Source organism: Gimesia aquarii (assembly GCF_007748195.1).
Taxonomy (GTDB): Bacteria; Planctomycetota; Planctomycetia; order Planctomycetales; family Planctomycetaceae; genus Gimesia; species Gimesia aquarii.
Window position 1 is genome coordinate 3,202,523 of record NZ_CP037920.1, and the last position, 16,890, is coordinate 3,219,412.

General features: G+C 46.7%; 19 protein-coding genes. 5 read left to right on the top strand and 14 right to left on the bottom strand.

Annotation, left to right across the window (positions count from 1 at the left end):
* Positions 1-12: 12 nt before the first annotated feature.
* The 4 genes from V144x_RS12785 to V144x_RS12800 all read left to right on the top strand — a co-directional run bounded on the left by V144x_RS12785 (position 13) and on the right by V144x_RS12800 (position 3,882).
* Positions 13-810 (top strand): F0F1 ATP synthase subunit delta, encoded by a 798-nt coding sequence (locus tag V144x_RS12785; protein WP_144985543.1) that lies wholly within the window; start codon positions 13-15, stop codon positions 808-810.
* A 52-nt stretch (positions 811-862) separates the two neighbouring features.
* Positions 863-2,389 (top strand): alternate F1F0 ATPase, F1 subunit alpha, encoded by a 1,527-nt coding sequence (locus V144x_RS12790; protein WP_144985544.1) that lies wholly within the window; start codon positions 863-865, stop codon positions 2,387-2,389.
* Between the two features lie 23 nt (positions 2,390-2,412).
* Positions 2,413-3,297: a F0F1 ATP synthase subunit gamma gene (locus V144x_RS12795; protein ID WP_144985545.1), complete on the top strand. Its 885-nt coding sequence runs from the start codon at positions 2,413-2,415 to the stop codon at positions 3,295-3,297.
* A gap of 78 nt (positions 3,298-3,375) precedes the next feature.
* Positions 3,376-3,882: a CBS domain-containing protein gene (locus V144x_RS12800; protein ID WP_144985546.1), complete on the top strand. Its 507-nt coding sequence runs from the start codon at positions 3,376-3,378 to the stop codon at positions 3,880-3,882.
* Positions 3,883-3,925: 43 nt separating this feature from the next.
* Here V144x_RS12800 and hypE read toward each other — a convergent pair whose 3' ends face one another.
* The 14 genes from hypE to V144x_RS12870 form a co-directional block, all read right to left on the bottom strand.
* Positions 3,926-4,996, bottom strand: a complete 1,071-nt coding sequence (hypE, locus tag V144x_RS12805) for a hydrogenase expression/formation protein HypE (protein WP_144985547.1) — start codon at positions 4,994-4,996, stop codon at positions 3,926-3,928.
* A 45-nt stretch (positions 4,997-5,041) separates the two neighbouring features.
* A complete protein-coding gene (gene hypD / locus V144x_RS12810; RefSeq protein WP_144985548.1) occupies positions 5,042-6,136 on the bottom strand; it encodes a hydrogenase formation protein HypD in 1,095 nt (364 codons plus the stop codon).
* A complete protein-coding gene (locus V144x_RS12815; protein ID WP_144985549.1) occupies positions 6,133-6,408 on the bottom strand; it encodes a HypC/HybG/HupF family hydrogenase formation chaperone in 276 nt (91 codons plus the stop codon). The genes hypD and V144x_RS12815 overlap by 4 nt, the downstream gene beginning before the upstream one ends.
* The gene (hypF, locus tag V144x_RS12820) at positions 6,386-8,695 is read right to left on the bottom strand and encodes a carbamoyltransferase HypF (RefSeq protein ID WP_197998903.1); all 2,310 of its coding nucleotides are present in this window, start codon (positions 8,693-8,695) and stop codon (positions 6,386-6,388) included. The genes V144x_RS12815 and hypF overlap by 23 nt, the downstream gene beginning before the upstream one ends.
* A complete protein-coding gene (gene hypB, locus V144x_RS12825; RefSeq protein ID WP_144985551.1) occupies positions 8,673-9,362 on the bottom strand; it encodes a hydrogenase nickel incorporation protein HypB in 690 nt (229 codons plus the stop codon). The genes hypF and hypB overlap by 23 nt, the downstream gene beginning before the upstream one ends.
* Entirely contained in the window at positions 9,359-9,730 is a 372-nt protein-coding gene (locus V144x_RS12830; protein ID WP_144985552.1) for a hydrogenase maturation nickel metallochaperone HypA/HybF, read from the bottom strand. The genes hypB and V144x_RS12830 overlap by 4 nt, the downstream gene beginning before the upstream one ends.
* Positions 9,723-10,205 carry a hydrogenase maturation protease gene (locus V144x_RS12835; RefSeq protein ID WP_197998904.1) on the bottom strand — a complete coding sequence of 161 codons (483 nt, stop codon included), beginning with the start codon at positions 10,203-10,205 and terminating at the stop codon, positions 9,723-9,725. The genes V144x_RS12830 and V144x_RS12835 overlap by 8 nt, the downstream gene beginning before the upstream one ends.
* Before the next feature lie 25 nt (positions 10,206-10,230).
* Positions 10,231-11,526, bottom strand: coding sequence for a Ni/Fe hydrogenase subunit alpha (locus tag V144x_RS12840; RefSeq protein ID WP_144985554.1), 1,296 nt, complete (start codon positions 11,524-11,526; stop codon positions 10,231-10,233).
* Complete coding sequence (locus tag V144x_RS12845) at positions 11,526-12,314, bottom strand: NADH-quinone oxidoreductase subunit B family protein (RefSeq protein WP_197998905.1); 789 nt, start codon at positions 12,312-12,314, stop codon at positions 11,526-11,528. Before V144x_RS12845 ends, V144x_RS12840 begins: the two co-directional genes overlap by 1 nt.
* Before the next feature lie 2 nt (positions 12,315-12,316).
* Positions 12,317-13,192 carry an FAD/NAD(P)-binding protein gene (locus V144x_RS12850; RefSeq protein WP_144985556.1) on the bottom strand — a complete coding sequence of 292 codons (876 nt, stop codon included), beginning with the start codon at positions 13,190-13,192 and terminating at the stop codon, positions 12,317-12,319.
* Complete coding sequence (locus V144x_RS12855) at positions 13,189-14,313, bottom strand: 4Fe-4S dicluster domain-containing protein (protein WP_144985557.1); 1,125 nt, start codon at positions 14,311-14,313, stop codon at positions 13,189-13,191. The genes V144x_RS12850 and V144x_RS12855 overlap by 4 nt, the downstream gene beginning before the upstream one ends.
* Positions 14,310-14,825: a cyclic nucleotide-binding domain-containing protein gene (locus V144x_RS12860; protein WP_144985558.1), complete on the bottom strand. Its 516-nt coding sequence runs from the start codon at positions 14,823-14,825 to the stop codon at positions 14,310-14,312. Before V144x_RS12860 ends, V144x_RS12855 begins: the two co-directional genes overlap by 4 nt.
* A 363-nt stretch (positions 14,826-15,188) precedes the next feature.
* The gene (locus tag V144x_RS12865) at positions 15,189-15,512 is read right to left on the bottom strand and encodes a hypothetical protein (protein WP_144985559.1); all 324 of its coding nucleotides are present in this window, start codon (positions 15,510-15,512) and stop codon (positions 15,189-15,191) included.
* Between the two features lie 325 nt (positions 15,513-15,837).
* Positions 15,838-16,095 (bottom strand): hypothetical protein, encoded by a 258-nt coding sequence (locus tag V144x_RS12870; RefSeq protein ID WP_144985560.1) that lies wholly within the window; start codon positions 16,093-16,095, stop codon positions 15,838-15,840.
* 465 nt (positions 16,096-16,560) lie between these two features.
* On the opposite strand from V144x_RS12870, the gene V144x_RS12875 reads away from it, so the two are divergent.
* Positions 16,561-16,854: a hypothetical protein gene (locus tag V144x_RS12875; protein ID WP_144985561.1), complete on the top strand. Its 294-nt coding sequence runs from the start codon at positions 16,561-16,563 to the stop codon at positions 16,852-16,854.
* Positions 16,855-16,890: the final 36 nt, after the last annotated feature.

Consider the following 16,890-nt stretch of genomic DNA (forward strand, 5'->3'; position numbering starts at 1 on the left):
TAGGATTCAACAATGTCCATTGATTGGTTTACATTTATTGCCCAAATCTTAAATTTTCTTGTTCTTGTCTGGTTGTTAACCCATTTCCTGTATAAGCCAATCATTAATGCGATGAGCGAACGGGAAAAACAGATGGCAATGGAACACGAGAAAACTCTTACGGCGCAACAGCAGGCGGAATCTGAGGCAGAGAATTATCAACTGAAAACAGAAGAACTTGCACATGCTAAGGACGATTTACTGGCCGATGCAGGGAAAGAGATACAGCATTGGAAAGAAGAACATCTTAACCAGGCTCGGGCAGAAGTGGATCAAGCAAAGACAGAGTGGTATCGGACGCTTAGCAGAGAAAGGCATTCTTTTATTCGTGAGGCTCGCCTGCTGATCTCAAACCATATTCAAAAGATGAGCCGTCGAATTTTAACAGAATTAGCGAATGTCGATATTCAACAGCAGACGATTGATATCTTCCTAAAAGAGATTGAGAAGATTGACACACAGCAAAAACAGAGAATTATCTCACTGCTTGATTCGACAAAACATCGTGTATTGGTAGAAAGTGCTTTTGCACTTGGCAAAACGGACCTGGAAAAAGTCAGGACGTTCTTGCATCAATTCCTGGGGGAAGAACTCGCGATCGAATTTCGAGAGAAATCTGAATTAATTTGTGGAATGGAATTGCATGTAGCTGGATACAAAGTCGCTTGGAGCATTCAGGAGTCACTCGAAGAATTAGAAGAGGAGTTTGTAAGATCGCTGAATGAAGAAATGACATTGGAATCAGAAACTGATATGCCAACCACGGCATGAATTTCTACATTCATATTATGTAGTCTGGTCAATCATGATTGAAAGTATGTAAATGGATATTGATCTGAGTGTCCGAGCACTTCTCGATGAGACATTTAATACATTTGATGACACGCTCACTCAACATAATTTCAAACCACGACTTATTGAAATTGGTGAAGTCACTTATGTAGGTCGGGGTAATGCGCGTGTCAACGGTTTACCCAACGTGCAATCGGAAGAACTCTTACAGTTTCCCAATCATGTACTCGGTCTGGCATTAAATCTGGATATGGATGAGGTAGGTGTCGTATTGCTAGACCATAGTGATCAACTTACTGCCGGCGATGAAGTAAGGCGGACACATCGTTTGCTCGATATTCCTGTCGGAGAATCATTAATAGGTCGCGTCATTGATCCGGTGGGGCGCCCCCTTGATGGGCATGGTCCTGTTTCGGCTGCAGATCGCAGACCTTACGAACGAGAACCAGCATCGATTATCAACCGTGCACCGGTCACCGTTCCATTGCAAACAGGTTTCAAAGTGATTGACGCTTTGATTCCTATTGGGCGAGGACAACGCGAACTGATTCTCGGCGATCGACAAACCGGAAAAACGGCCATTGCAATCGATACGATTATCAACCAGCGAAATAAAAACGTTGTATGTATTTACTGTGCCATCGGCCAACGCAATACAGCCGTTGCGAAAGTGATTGACGATTTACGAAAATATGATGCACTCGAATATACGGCTGTTGTTGTAGCTGAAAGTGATGCGCCACCGGGACTACAGTTTGTCGCACCTTATGCCGCCACAACACTGGGTGAATACTTTATGGATCAGGGGCAAGATGTACTTGTCGTTTATGATGACCTGACTTCGCACGCGCGCGCGTATCGCGAATTATCTCTTTTATTAAGACGTCCTCCCGGACGAGAAGCATTTCCGGGTGATATTTTCTATTTGCATTCCCGTTTGCTGGAACGATCAACACATTTGTGTGACTCAATGGGAGGAGGTTCTTTAACCGCCTTGCCGATTGCTGAAACCGAAGCCCAAAATCTGTCTGCCTACATTCCAACAAACCTGATCTCAATTACCGACGGTCAAATTTATCTTTCTCCGCAGTTATTTCAAAAAGGAATTCTCCCGGCTGTCGATGTCGGGCGGTCAGTCTCGCGTGTGGGAGGCAAAACACAATTATCCGCTTATCGAGCGGTCGCCGGTGACTTGCGGTTGTCTTATGCCCAGTTTGAAGAACTGGAAGCATTTTCTCGTTTCAGCAGTCGCTTAGATGAAGAAACCCTTACGACGCTCGAACGTGGTCGACGTGTTCGGGAAATATTCAAGCAGTCACAATATCAACCACTTTCCGTTCCTCAGCAAATTTCTATTTTACTGTCAATGGCGGCAGGAGTCTTTGATACAACAGGGATACCTCTGATTCGGAGCGCAGAGCAGAGGGTACAAAACATACTTGTCGATGAATTTCCCGATGTGAGTGAGGCGATACTGGCGGGGCAAAAATTTTCTGAAGAGGATCAAAGAGAGACGATTCAATCAGCGCGTGAAATTATTCAGTCTCTTAACCAATAAACATACTGAACCAGTAAAATAAGATGCAAGACTTTGAATCATTAAAACGAAGTATTGATAGTACTAGAGATCTCGAATCAGTAGTTCGCACGATGAAGACACTTGCCGCAGTCAGTATACGTCAATACGAACAGGCTGTAGATTCACTGACAGACTTTTCAGAAACAGTTGAGCTGGGGCTCAAAATGGTGCTCTGGGATAGTCCATTGGAGTCGCGTTTGCGAGGGCTGAAAGCCGATGGTGCAACAGGTATCATTATTTTTGGGTCTGACCAGGGTATGTGCGGACAATTCAATGAGCAGATCGGTTCCCATGCATGGGAGCATTTTTTAAACAACACTGACAAAGGCAAGTACTTTGCCTGGATGGCTATAGGCTCACGGATTTCGAGTAAATTATTGGATTTGGGAGCGAATATCGATTTTACTTTTTCACTACCGGGGTCTGCTACAGGCATTGCACCACTGGTAATTGATATTCTGGCGCGTATTGATCATTGGCGGAGAGAGAAAAGCTTGGATCGTATTTATATTTCTTATAATCGGCGGGTATCTGCGTCAACATATAAGCCGCATATGTTGCAACTGTTGCCTATCGATCCAGCATGTATTTTTCACCATAAAAAGAGAAAATGGTCTTCGCAAACACTCCCCATGTTTACGATGAATCGCAGTGTATTATTATCACGGCTCATTCGACAGTATCTGTTTGTTTCATTATTTCGCGCGTGTGCTGAATCACTGGCAGGAGAAAACGCCAGTCGGATCGCTTCCATGCAGGCCGCAGAACGCAATATCAAAGAGCGACTCGTGAACCTGCAATCTGAATACAACCAACAAAGACAGACCTCCATCACAGAAGAATTGCTCGATGTCGTCACCGGGTTTGAAGCACTGAAAGATTCGTAACGCAATTCATAATGAAAATGAAACATTAAGTATTGTATCATTTCCTGAACAAGAAAATCATTACAGGAGTTTCAAGCAATGAATGAACTAAAATCATCACCACATGCCAAGGATTTTATGACAAGTTACGTTGAAGTTGTCACTCCGGAGATGCCGCTTACTCAAGTGGTTCGAATTTTACTCAAACACCATGTTTCAAATGCACCTGTTGTAGAAATGCGTAACGAAAAAAAATATTTGGTGGGTTTCGTGTCTGAAAAAGACTGTTTGTCTGCCCTTTCCAAAGAAATCTATTTTGGAAATCCCAGCCCTCAACAGTCCGCTAAAACTATTATGACATCCCATCCCATCTGTATTACTCCTGACACAGAACTCTTCGCGATTGTTTCTATTTTTACAAGTCACCATCTACGCCATTTACCAGTTGTGCAGGAAGGGGAGCTACTCGGTATTGTCAGTCGATGTGATATTCTGGATGCAATGGAAAAGTATTACTCGCAACTGGTTCACAAGAGTGATCACGAACGAGAGTTACGTGATACTTCGCAGATCATGAACCTTAGATTTACAATTGATCGGAGTTGAGACCTCCACCTTGAGCATCACCGGTAACGATTCTTGATTGATATTAACAGATTCTCGGGAGTGGACTTCCCAATGGATCGTCTAATGGTTGTTCCGAACCAAGTGTGCGACGAATTGTGACCGGGGTGATACCTCGGGATTTCACAATACCAATCTGTTGTGCCGTAGCGGTTTCTGGAATTGACTTTAGTATTTCAACGGCAGCTGCGCCTGCCCCTGGTTTGACGGCGATGACCATGGTACCTTCATTAGCCATATGGAGTGGGTCAAGCCCCAGTAATTCACAGACTCCGCGAACTTCCGGTGAAACGGGAACATTTCGTTCTTCAATACTCAGGGTCAATTCGCTGGCTTCAGCCCATTCATGTAGAACTGCGGCGACTCCACCTCGGGTTGCATCTCGCATACAACGTATTTGATCACCGATTCCACTTTGTAATCGTTCAACGGACTGTAGTAGTGAACCGCAATCACTGAGAGGCAGCGGTTCCAATCCGAGTTCTTCGCGTGCTGCCAATACCGCAATTCCATGTCGACCAATTGAGCCGCTGATGATCAATTCGTCATCTACCTGCAAAGTTTCCGGACCGGATGGGATCGGCGTGATGAGTTCTCCCACCCCAGTCGTATTAATAAATAGTCCGTCTGCGGCGCCGCGGGGAACGACCTTCGTATCGCCGGCAACAATCTTAATACACGTTTCTTGTGCAGCCCGAGCAATACTTTCCAGAATACGATCTAGAATCGCTAGCGGAAATCCCTCTTCTAGGATCAAGGAAAGTGTAAGCCAGAGAGGTTTTGCGCCACTGACAGTCAGGTCATTGACAGTACCAAAAACCGCGAGTGAGCCGATATCACCTCCTGGAAAAAACAGAGGTGAGACGACAAAACTGTCTGTCGTTAACGCCAATGGTCCTTCGATTTTGGGGAGCTGAGCCGCATCATTGAGGGCGATGAGATACTCATTATTCAGAGAAGCTAAAATATGCTCTTGAATCAGTTTTCGTGAGAGCCGTCCTCCTTCACCATGAGCCAGAGTCACAAATTCGGCGTTCTTTGGTATGGAAACGGAGCAGTTCAACTGCCAGGAGGCTGGATTGTTGTTACTTGACATGTTAATTACAAACTTTCCTGCATGATGAATCCATCTATAGTTCGGTTAGGGAGTGGTTGTGACACCATAACGGTAATAGGCGGCACACGCTCCTTCAGACGAGACCATAGGGGCTCCCAAAGGTGACTCAGGCGTACAATGCTTTCCGAAATGAGGACACTCGGGGGGCTTGATTTGGCCCGTCATGACTTCGAAACTCTGGCACTCATCACGTTTGATGACTGGAATCTCTGGTTTATTAAATCGCAATAGAGCATCAAACTGTTGCCACTCGGGACGCAGTTCTAATCCTCCTTTAGGTATGACACCAAAACCACGCCATGCCCGATCACAAACTTGATAGATTTCCTGTACCAGATCTTGCGCTGCCCGATTTCCGGCTGCTTGTACCGTACGCGCATAGCGATTCTCAAGCATTGCCTCGTTTGCTTCAAGTTGTTTGACACAAGCCAGAATTCCATCCAGTAAATCCAGTGGTTCGAAACCAGTTACCACAACGGGCAGTTGGTATTGATTCACAAATGATTCATACGATTCATATCCCATGACAGTACAAACATGTCCCGCTGCTAGAAATGCTTGTACGCGATTATCAGGTGCTTGTACCAGTGATTCCATCGCAGGTTGCACGCGCACGTGCGAAACAATCAGACTAAAATTCTCTAATTGATAACGGGCCGCCTGTTTGACTGCCAAAGCAGTTGCAGGCGCTGTTGTTTCAAATCCCACAGCAAAGAACACAAACTCTGTTTCAGGATGCTTCCGCGCCAATTCTACCGCATCCGAGGGAGAATAGACAATTTGGATATGGGCTCCCGTCGCCTGAGCATCCAGTAGTGATCCATGACTACCAGGCACACGCAACATGTCACCAAAACTGGCCAGAACGATCTCCTCACGATGTGCTAGTTGACAGGCAAAATCGATAGCTGCCTGATCTGTCACACAGACGGGACAACCCGGTCCATGAATCAGTTCTACGGTTCCTTCCAACTCTGCAGCGATACCGTGCCTGAGGAGACTATGTGTCTGACCGCCGCAGACTTCCATCAAAGTCCAATGACGGGTTGTGATTCTGCGAATTTCATCTAACAAAAGTTGTGCTGTTTGGGGATCGCGGTATTCGTCAAGATATTTCATTGTGATGCCTCTCTATCTTGCGACAACCCCGTGTGCCAGCCTTCGTCTTCACCCCATTGGGAAAGTGTTTCAAAGATACGCTCGGCCTCAATCGGATTGATGCGGCTGATGGCAATTCCGGCATGCACAACAACATAATCCCCCAGTTCCGCTTCAGTGACACATGCCATATGGACAAGGCGTCGAATTCCTTCAAATTCCACTTCCGCTTGTGCAAACGCCCCCTCTCGTTCAATCCAGCGAACGACCTTACCGGGAATTCCTAAGCACATGGGTCTGCCCTTTCCGATTTCTGCGAGAAATGGCCACAGTAAGTTGACCTGCCGCCAAGCCACCATCATTAGGAGGAATTGTACCTGGCAATCCGAGTGGTTGTCTATTTCGTGCGAATTCTTCTAACAATAACTCAACCAGACAGCGGTTCTGAAAGACGCCCCCTCCCAGAACAACGGGTAGGGGGACAAACTGACGACAGAGAAGAGCGACCGCTCGCGCCAACCCACGATGAAATCGCATTGCCATCACTGCCGGAGGTATGCCTTTATCACGGTCTCTTAAAATCTGTGAGATCAGCGGCCGCCAGTCAAGTTGAATGGGTTTGCTTCCTTGTAATGGAATCTCATAACATCCCGTTTCAGATTGATCGCAGACCGCTTCCAGTGACATTGCCGCCTGTCCTTCAAAATCAGAGTGTTCTATTCCCAGTACCAGGGCTGCAACGCCATCAAACAGACGACCGGCACTGGTCGTTAGAGGTGAAAGTCGCTTTGACTTGATGATTTTCAGTAGCGGTTTTATCTGTTCTCTGTTTAGTTTCAAACGGGAAGCAACGTCCATACCAGCAGCCTGTGTGACCAATGAGACAGCGATGCGCCACGGTTCGCGTATAGCACGTTCTCCGCCGGGCAAATGAAACGGTCTCAAGTGCGCCACTCTGGTATAGTTGGTAGCGGTCGATAACAAAAATTCTCCCCCCCAGATCGTGCTATCATCGCCCCAGCCAGTGCCATCAAAGGCCACACCCAAAACCTGGCGATCTAACCAACCCTGTTCCAGCATGCCTGCAACAATATGGGCATGATGATGCCGCACCGTTTCCAGTGAAACTGATTCGCGAGCCGCCCATTGTGAAGTGAAATAATTCGGATGGGCGTCACAGATAAATGAACTTTGTGAGACGCCGTAAAGTTGTTTCAATGACTGTAGTTGCTCTTGATACCGTTCGCAGGACGCTAAACTGTCCAAATCGCCGATGTGAGGACCGAGAATAGTTTGACGACTGTTACAAAGTGCCAACGCAGTTTTCTGATGTCCGCCTAATGCGATTTGAGAGACGCTGCTTTCCAGTTCGAGGGGCAGGGGCGCTAAGCCACGAGCTAAGCGAATTGTCACGCTTCGTCCCGCGATGCATCTCACCACGCTATCATCAATCGGACGGGTAATGGGGCGATCATGCTCCATCCAAAGATCGGCTATCGATTTTAGTTCTGTACTGATATTTTCCCTCTGATAAGCTAACGGTTCTCCCTCCCGATTTGCGCTGGTGACGACTAACGGGAAGGAGCACTGTTGTAGCAACAACCAATGAAGAGGAGTTGTCGGTAGCATGAGCCCTAATGTATCCAAGCCTGGATTGATACTATTTGCCAGGTTGGAATCACAGCGTGATTGTAACAGGACAATCGGAGCGGCGGGGCTGGTGAGTTCAGATCGTTCGGCTCCATCCAGATAGACCAGCGTTTCAGCTTCTACCAGCGAACTCACCATCACGGCCAATGGCTTCCCATAACGCTGTTTTCGCTGTCGTAGTTTTCTAACGGCGTCTTCTGAGGTCGCATCTACGAGAAATTGGTAGCCACCCAATCCACGCATTGCAATAATTTGCCCCTGCTCTAACGCGGTTGCCGCAGCTTTGATTGCTTGATTCTGACAGGCAATTACTCGCCCCTTCGCATCGGTGCACCAGATATGGGGCCCACATTCCGGGCAGGCGTTGGTTTGTGCATGAAACCGTCGATCATAAGGAGACTGGTACTCTGTTTCGCAACAGTGGCACAGGGCAAAATCAGACATACTGGTTTGTGACCGTTCATAAGGCATTGATTTAATGATCGAATAGCGGGGACCACAGTTTGTGCAGCTTGTGATCGGGTAATGAAAACGGCGGTCTTCGGGTATTGCGATTTCAGAAAGACACTCCTCACAAACGGCGATATCGGGGGGGACTTGCGTCGAAAGAGGGCCTTCTGTTTCGCTCTCGATAATCTCAAATCTGGTTAACGCACTCGTCTTCAGGTGAGTTCGTTCACTTTTTTTAAGGCAAGCTCCGTTCGGCAAATGAGTGTCTAGTTCATTTTCAAACCGTTGTACAACATCTGCAGGCCCTTCGACAATCAGTTTGACACCTTGCGTTGTATTACTGATCTGACCGGCTAAATTCAATTCTTGAGCCCAACGAGCTATCGAGGGGCGCAGACCGACTCCCTGGACACGACCGCTTAAAGTGAATTGCACGGCTACTGTTGATTTTTCTTGATTAGCGATTGCCTGCCGGTTCATGATATATCGCCAATTGCTGTTGATGTTGTTCTTCCAGAAAATTACACCAGTTCTCAATACCAGAACCATTCAAAGCACAATTCGTTAAGACTTTCAACTGGGGCTGAATACGATGGGCATCTTCTGTCACCGCTTCTACTGAAAAGGGAACGTGCGGCAGTAAGTCAAGTTTTGTAATCACCATCGCCTGACTGGTACGGAACATTTTCGGATATTTGCCTGGTTTATCGTCTCCCTCCGTCGTGCTAATCAGTACGATGCGCAAGTGTTCTGCCAGATCGTGTGAAGCCGGGCAAACCAAATTGCCCACATTTTCAATAAATAGAAAATCGACTTCAGGATCGCCCAGCGCCTTCAGTCCGCGCTGCACAAGTGGTAATTCCAGATGACAGGCTCCCCCTGTGGTTAACTGTGCTACTGGCATGAGAGGCGACAAACGTTGTGCATCGCGATCCGTTTCAAGATCACCTACCAGCACAGCGATACTGCGCCTGTCAGCAAAATGCCGCGCTGTTGCTTCCAGTAAGGTCGTTTTTCCCGCGCCTGGCGAGGAGAGTAGATTGACGACCAGTGTCCCTCGGCGTCCCAGTCTCTCTCGTTCTGCAGCAGCATCCGCTTTCTGATCAGATTGCACATCTCGTTGTACAACAATCGTGCGCTGGTTCATGATGCGACTCCTTCGATTGAATTGTTCGAATTAATGGAAACGCTGATTAATTTCACTTCGTCTCCCTGAATGACTTGCACCAAGTTCGTCTGACATTTAGGACAGCGAAACTGAAAATCAACGATTTCAAACTGATGCTTACATTCACTACAAACCGCGGTGACAGGTACCATTTCGAGTGCCAAACGGCAGTCGGAAGAAAACAGAGCAGGAACCATGTCGTCAAACGCCATCTGAAATAAAAGTGGTTCCACACCAGACAAATCACCCACCTGTACGCGAATTTCGGTGACTTGGCCGCCGCCTTCTGCTACAACGATTTGCCCCACTTGCCGTAATAAACTCCGGATTAGAGACCGTTCATGCATGTTGGGTCTCCGACTTTTTTGTGGGGATCGATAAATCTTGACAGATTGTTTTAGCAACCACTGTTGTTCCTGCCTTCACTGATTCAGACATTGAGTCGCCAGGCTGTGTCTGTTCGATTTCGACACCCCAAATTTGAACCAAAGTGGGAAGTCGGCCCAGTTGTTCGGCCAATGCGAGAACAGAGGGTAACGAAACATGATGTGTTCCCGACCATGTCATGGTTTCCAGTTGATCAGAGGGCCATTTCCAATGGTGGTGAGTACCAACGTCTCCCGCACCCTGGCAGGCATCGCAAATTACCAATTGTTTTATTCCCTCCAGCCAGTCCAGTAAATCATCGGGTGTTCGCGCCAGACGGACGTCAACGAACTTGCTGTCTCTATCTTGAATCTGCTTAGCAATCTCCCAACCGACTTGATCATCACCGTGGGGGCTGCCGATGCCTATGACCAAAATCTGGGATTGATGCTTCATCACAGTCAGACTTTCGTAAATTGAATTAAGTACGTTCAATTTTGACATTCAGAAAATGAGTGGAACAACTAATGCAGGGATCATACGCACGGACCAGGTTTTCACACTTTCGGGCTGTTTCCCGTTCATCTTTACTGATGACGTGCGAGATCCATTGCTTCAAATCTGCTTCAATTTGAGCTTGGTTTTGTGAAGTCGGCGGAACAATGGATGCTTCAACGATCTTACCATCTTTATCAACAATATACCGATGAAAGAGGGTTCCGCGCGGTGCCTCGGTTGCAGACATTCCCTTACCAGCTTGATACTCGTACGACTCACGTGACTTCCCTTTTAGTGGTTGATCTCGCAGGATCATTAACGCTTCTTCGTAAGCATGAATGATCTCCAGTCCCCGCGCAATAATTGCTTTATGTGGATTACAACACACGGGCTCCAGCTTGATTTCGTCTGCCAGTTTTTGTGCGGAGGGAGAGAGTCTATCCCGATTCAGATTGATGCGCGCTAAGGGGCCCAGTAAATAGGGACGTCCTGTCGACTTTCGAATCGCATGTAAGGCCGTGGAATGCGGAACCTGCAGTTCTTCAAATTCTGCTTCATAATTGGCGACATCGATCGTGTCACCACTACTGGTTTTCATGACTCCTGCATTCATCGGATATTCATCAGGATGCGAAAGTGAGATGTATTCGCAATCAGGGGATTCGAAGTCAGGAAAATCAAAACTGGCAACCCAGCGTGTTGTCTCAATGGCGGCATTCAAGCCCCACTCAAAATCGGGAATCAATTTTTGGACTTCTTTTCGTGTTGGCAGGCGATAAAAACCACCAACACAAACATTGATGGGGTGAATGGCCCGCCCTCCCAGCATATCGACTAATTGATTACCATGTTTTTTCAAACGCAGCCCCCGATTGACTTCCTCCGGGAACTGTTTCGCCATTTCCAGTCCACTGTCAAATCCCAGAAAATCGGGTGCATGCAGTAAATGCATATGTAAACCGTGACTTTCGATCCATTCACCACAATATAGTAATCGTCGTAGACGTCGGATCTCAGGTGAAACCGTCACTTCCAAAGCGGCTTCTAAAGCATGCACACTACTCATCTGATAGGCAACCGGGCAGATTCCGCAGATCCGCGCCGTAATATCGGGAACATCTTCCAGAGGCCGACCGCGTAATAATGCTTCGAACAGGCGCGGCGGTTCATAAATTTCTAATCGGACTTCGTCAACGGCCTCTCCATTCAAACGAATATAGAGACCGCCTTCGCCTTCGACGCGTGTTAATGTTTCAACTTTAATTGTGCGGTTGCCCATCAGTTCTGCTCCCTGGCCTGATCCGTTAACCGCTGGCTCTCTTGATGAAAAGCAGGTGCAGAGACGTTAAAGTTTTGCAGTCTGTGAGCAGCTTCTGCTGGCGAATCTCCTGCTTTGAGTGTTTGTGTGCTCAAACTTACCAGATTTGGCTGAGCGGCAGGGCCATAACAGCCATAACAACCCCGGTGATAACTGGGGCAAATTGCATCACAGCCAGACTGCGTGACAGGTCCCAGGCAGGCGATCCCCTGAGCGACGGTCACGCAGACTGTTCCACGGCGTTTACAATCGAGACAAACACTATGTTTGGGGGTGCGTGGAGTTCGGCCTGCCAATAATGACTGAATGACTTCGATTAACTGATACTGATTGATGGGACAACCACGTAACTCAAAATCGACTTTCACATGTTCAGCAATAGCTGTTGATTGGTCTAAAACCTGAATGTATTCCGGGGTTGCGTAGACGGCTTGCATAAATTCAGTGGTATCAGCGCCGTTGCGTAGTGCCTGGATTCCACCTGCAGTCGCACAGGCGCCGATTGTCATCAAAAACTTCGAGTCGCGGCGGATTTGCTGAATTCGCTCTGCATCGTGTGGGGTTGTGATGGAACCTTCGATCAGGGCAATATCATAGGGACCCGATTCCAGTCGGCTGCTTGCTTCAGGGAAATGGACGATGTCAATAACTTCCGCAACGGCAAGCAGTTGATCTTCGGCGTCCAGCAGCGATAACTGGCAACCATCGCAGGACGCAAATTTAAACACACCGAGTTTTGGTTTTCCCACGATTAGAGTCCCTCCACGATTAAATAAGGCGAAATCTGATCGTAGCGAAAAATCGGCCCATCCTTGCAAATAAATTCCGGACCCAATTGGCAATGTCCACACAGGCCGATCGCACATTGCATGTTTCGTTCTGTGGAAACCCAGATTTGTTCGTGTGTCATTCCGCGTTGCATTGCTGCTCTGGCGGTAAACCGCATCATCAGTTCCGGTCCACAAATCATGAGTATCGACTGAGCAGGGTCGAACGGTTCTAAGCGTTCCAACAACATGGATACCACTCCGACATTACCCTGCCAACCGAGGTTTTTTCGATCGACCGTTTCTTTAATCAACAGACCTTTTTCAGACCAGTCACGATATTCTTTGGTGTAAAGCCGCATATCGGGAGATCGTGCACCGTAGAGTAAATTCAGTTGTCCGAATTGATGTCGCTCAGCCAGCAAACGATGAATGAGCGGACGAAGCGGTGGTAATCCAATACCTCCTGCTACCAGAATGACATCTTTGCCGACACACGTTTCCAAAGGCCAACTCGTACCAAAGGGGCCTCTGAGTCCCAAGGTATCACCCACTTCCATGGTTGCGATACTCCGTGTCACATTTCCCGCAAAACGAATCGTATGTGCCAGAGTTTCAGGTGAATCAGGATCGCCACTCATTGAAATCGCCGACTCACCCGCGCCTGGCACGTACAACATATTGAATTGCCCTGGTTGGAAACGGTATGCTTTGGCAAGCGCAGGATCAGATAGCGCCAGATGATAGGTACTGACTTCGTTGACTTCACGTGTGACTTCACGAATCACCGCCGTATGCGGTACCCAGGAATTGGCTTGCGTAATGCTGTTTTCTCCTGTTGTTGAACAAGTGGAATTCATGTCTGGCTTTCTCGAATGGCGGCAACTTCATCTGTCAGATCAATGCCGACGGGGCACCAGGTGATACAACGGCCGCAGCCAACACAACCTGACGTTCCGAACTGGTCGATCCAGGTTGCCAGTTTATGAGTCATCCACTGGCGATACCGGTTTCGAATACTATTCCGTACCAATCCACCGTTCATATAACTGAAGTCAACGTTAAAGCACGAATCCCATTGACGTTGTCTTTCGACATGATCGCCCGTCAGGTCACTGACTTCTTCCACGGAACTGCAAAAGCAGGTCGGGCAAACCATCGTACAGTTGGTACAGGAAAGACACCGTTCCGCGACATCATTCCATTGTGGATGTTCTAAATTGGTCAGTAATAAGTCTCGAATATCCGTGGTATCGAATTCTCGTGTGATCTGATCAACTGCTTGTTGCCGTGCGGCTTCAGCCTGCCGTTGATTTTCGTCCGTGGCAATCTGAGTCTCCAGAGCATCGATGACGGTTTCACCAAGTGGGGTGGCCACTTCGACAACGAAGCCATCGGGTAACTCCGTGAGCGCCAGATCATAGCCAGCCGTACAACGGGGGCCGGTATTCATGGAGGTGCAAAAGCAAGTCGATGCTGCCTGTGTGCAGTTCACGGCGATGACTAATGCTTGAAGACGACGTCCCTGATAATTCGGGTCAACATACGGGCCTTCCATAAACACACGATCCTGAATTTTGAGAGCCGCCAATTCACATGCGCGTACTCCCAGAAACGCATATTTGGGTAACTCCTGTTCTACTTCAGTAAACTGCCAACCCTCGTCTGTTCGATCAGCGGTGGATAATGTGCTGACAGGCGGAAATAAATTTTGTTTCCAGGAATGAGGACCAACTACGTAGCCAAATAAGGCATCGTCGTCGCGTTGCTCTAATCGATATTTTCCCGGCTCTTGAATGTCCGTCCATCCGCGTGGCAAATCTTCAACCGAAGTCACTCGATCATACACAATCGCTTCCTGATCTAGTGTGGGACCTATGACTTCGTAATCTAAAGCATGCAGCACTTCGAATAAATTCGCAAACTGATCGATTGAAAGAAAACAAGATCGGGGACTTGCAGTCTGCATTGCTTCATTCATTCTGCTGTCCCTCTCGAGCTATTTTCGTAAGAATCGACATCATCAAATAACTCGAGACCAAACATATCGAGCACCTGTAAGCGAGAGGCTACAAGTCGCTGGGAAAGGGCAGTGGCAATGCGATGCATGATTTGATAGCCAATATCATGATCCTCGTCACAAAGCGTTCTCAAACTTGCTGCATCAATGGCAATTGTTTGTGTGTCTTCCAAGGCTACGACTGTGGCCGTCATTTCTCCCAGTTTTAAAATAGATGACCAGCCAACCAGATCGCCTGATTCGAGCGTTAAAACAGGTAAACATCCACGGGCCGGTATGCTCATGCAGATTTCGACGCGACCAGTTCGTATTACATAGATGTCTTTGTGCGCGCTACCCTCTGTAAAAATAGTCGTACCTTTGGGAAAGTCTTGCGCACGTGAAATACGAGCCAGCTTCTGCTGCTCTTCCTCTGACAGTCCAGCGGTAAATCGTAGTTCCATCAAGATTTGTCGAAGCTGTTGCGTCTCCATAGAGGCCTCTTTTCCTGCTCATAATAGATGATAAAACTACTTCTCATCGATTCTAACTTTCACTGATCCTACCGTCTATAGACTCAAGATTGAGAGATGGGATGTGGAAATTAATAACAGAAACTTCATACTTCGTTCCTCGAATCAGAAACTGTAAGTACCATAGATGGGGAATTTCCCCAGGCATGTTTAGGGGAATTGTCCTATTTGAGTTCTGTTTTTTAACGTGGCAGAAAAGTGCAGTTGATATTCTCAAACATCATGGTTTGGAAGTACGCAAGCGAATGTTGATGCCAACAACTGTTTCAAGCTGTAAATAGTCTAGGTTTCTCCTGTCTGGTGAAGTGTCAGGCGGGAGAATGCTTAATGAGAATAACCACGACTATAGCCGCAACCACCGGAGAAATATTCCGGATACATCTTTTTAAAACAATAACGCTTGTAGTCTAAAAGCAGCTTATTAATGCGTTGGTTTTTATCTTCAATCCATATTATGGGAGCATAAAAAGATTCAAAAGATCCAAGGTTAATTATTTTATCAGGAGGCTTGGACTCATTAATTGAAGTCCAAAATGAGTTTGTGACTATCGCATATGAAGGACCAATACTCAAAACATAAACCACTAATAATATCGGGATCACATACCCCAGAACATAAATAAGCTTCCATCTCTTTTTTTCAGGCATATGACCGACCTCCGTGGCTATCGTTATTCGACGCTGGTATTTGAGTCATTCCAAAGATTAACGTACGAGACATAAGCATTCAGTAAGAATTTATTGCTTGTTGCGACATAAATCAGAGGAGTATAAAACGTGAATACCAACGCTTCATGTTCAGGGTTTTTAACGCGCCCATCTGAATCACATAAAAAAGCAGCAGCAGGCCCAATACTCAGTACATAAAGCACTAACAGTATTGGGACAGCATAACATGTATACTTAATGAATTTTGATTCTTTAACTTCAGACATGAGAATTACATTCGCGAGTTCAAAACACTAAGAAAGTGTTAAAAAAGTATTTTTCTTTTCCAAAAGTCAACGTATTCAATGGCTAACGGTGCTAGCCATTGATTGCTAGATGCCACAATAAACACAGGAGCATAAAAAATTTCGAACTGGATTTTGTACACAGGATATTCAAGCGATCCCTTTGAGTTGACCAAAAAAGCAGCGGCAGGGCCAATGCTCAAAACATAAACCACTAGCAAAAATGGGATCGTATAATATGCAAATCGAAGGAGCTTTGATTGTTTCTTTTCAGACATTTGAACAACCTCTAGAACCCTTGATAGTTAGACAAGCGTCTAAAAAAAACGAGAGCATAACAACATATATTCATTTACTAAGTTAGTGATAAAGGCACTCTTATTCATCGTCAGAAGAATGGGAGTGTAGAGCGTTCCAGCTAGACCATAATCAGTGCAGTGTCTCATGTTGCCTGACGCAATTATAAAAGCGAGAACAGGGCCAATGCTCAATACATAGACCACTGACAAAATAGGAATGGCATAGCCCAGAAAACGAAGAATTTTCCATCTCTTTTTTTCAGACATATGAGCTACCTCAAAGGACAAATTTCTAACAACCACAGTTTAAACAATTAAAGCAAAAAAGTAAGAGCAAATTTCAACACCTCTCAGAATCGCAGAGGATCGCCTGTGATGCGGTGAAGTTAAAGACGACTAAAATTGCCATTTGGAAATGAACCACATTAATGGAGAGTTGAAGCAGTGGCAGTAACAAAAGTTTTCTTGACCAAACGAAGTAACAGCAAGTTTACCCAGATGCGGTGGATTAATCCTGAGACTGGTCGGGAGCGATGGCAAAGCACAAAGACTAATATCAAACGTGATGCGGAACGGATTGCAGGCCAGACGGAAAAGGATCTCAACGAGGGGCCATACTACCGCATCGTCAAGGCTGACTGGTCAGACTTCAGAGAACGCTATGAAACTGAAGTTGTAACGGGCATGGCAAAGAGTGCCTCTGAGAAAGTTGGAACAGTTTTTGGCCATGTTGAATGACCCATAAAGCCAGTGTCGTTGTTAATGAATCAATTG

Bases quoted from the DNA above. Each gene is read 5' to 3' on its own strand.
- V144x_RS12800 (WP_144985546.1), top strand. From the start codon at position 3,376: ATGAATGAACTAAAATCATCACCACATGCCAAGGATTTTATGACAAGT.
- V144x_RS12830 (WP_144985552.1), bottom strand. From the start codon at position 9,730: ATGCATGAACGGTCTCTAATCCGGAGTTTATTACGGCAAGTGGGGCAA.
- hypD (WP_144985548.1), bottom strand. From the start codon at position 6,136: ATGAAATATCTTGACGAATACCGCGATCCCCAAACAGCACAACTTTTG.
- V144x_RS12840 (WP_144985554.1), bottom strand. From the start codon at position 11,526: ATGGGCAACCGCACAATTAAAGTTGAAACATTAACACGCGTCGAAGGC.
- hypB (WP_144985551.1), bottom strand. From the start codon at position 9,362: ATGAACCAGCGCACGATTGTTGTACAACGAGATGTGCAATCTGATCAG.
- V144x_RS12785 (WP_144985543.1), top strand. From the start codon at position 13: ATGTCCATTGATTGGTTTACATTTATTGCCCAAATCTTAAATTTTCTT.
- V144x_RS12790 (WP_144985544.1), top strand. From the start codon at position 863: ATGGATATTGATCTGAGTGTCCGAGCACTTCTCGATGAGACATTTAAT.
- V144x_RS12860 (WP_144985558.1), bottom strand. From the start codon at position 14,825: ATGGAGACGCAACAGCTTCGACAAATCTTGATGGAACTACGATTTACC.
- V144x_RS12850 (WP_144985556.1), bottom strand. From the start codon at position 13,192: ATGAATTCCACTTGTTCAACAACAGGAGAAAACAGCATTACGCAAGCC.
- V144x_RS12835 (WP_197998904.1), bottom strand. From the start codon at position 10,205: ATGAAGCATCAATCCCAGATTTTGGTCATAGGCATCGGCAGCCCCCAC.
- V144x_RS12865 (WP_144985559.1), bottom strand. From the start codon at position 15,512: ATGCCTGAAAAAAAGAGATGGAAGCTTATTTATGTTCTGGGGTATGTG.
- hypF (WP_197998903.1), bottom strand. From the start codon at position 8,695: ATGAACCGGCAGGCAATCGCTAATCAAGAAAAATCAACAGTAGCCGTG.
- hypE (WP_144985547.1), bottom strand. From the start codon at position 4,996: ATGTCAAGTAACAACAATCCAGCCTCCTGGCAGTTGAACTGCTCCGTT.
- V144x_RS12815 (WP_144985549.1), bottom strand. From the start codon at position 6,408: ATGTGCTTAGGAATTCCCGGTAAGGTCGTTCGCTGGATTGAACGAGAG.
- V144x_RS12855 (WP_144985557.1), bottom strand. From the start codon at position 14,313: ATGAATGAAGCAATGCAGACTGCAAGTCCCCGATCTTGTTTTCTTTCA.
- V144x_RS12870 (WP_144985560.1), bottom strand. From the start codon at position 16,095: ATGTCTGAAAAGAAACAATCAAAGCTCCTTCGATTTGCATATTATACG.
- V144x_RS12795 (WP_144985545.1), top strand. From the start codon at position 2,413: ATGCAAGACTTTGAATCATTAAAACGAAGTATTGATAGTACTAGAGAT.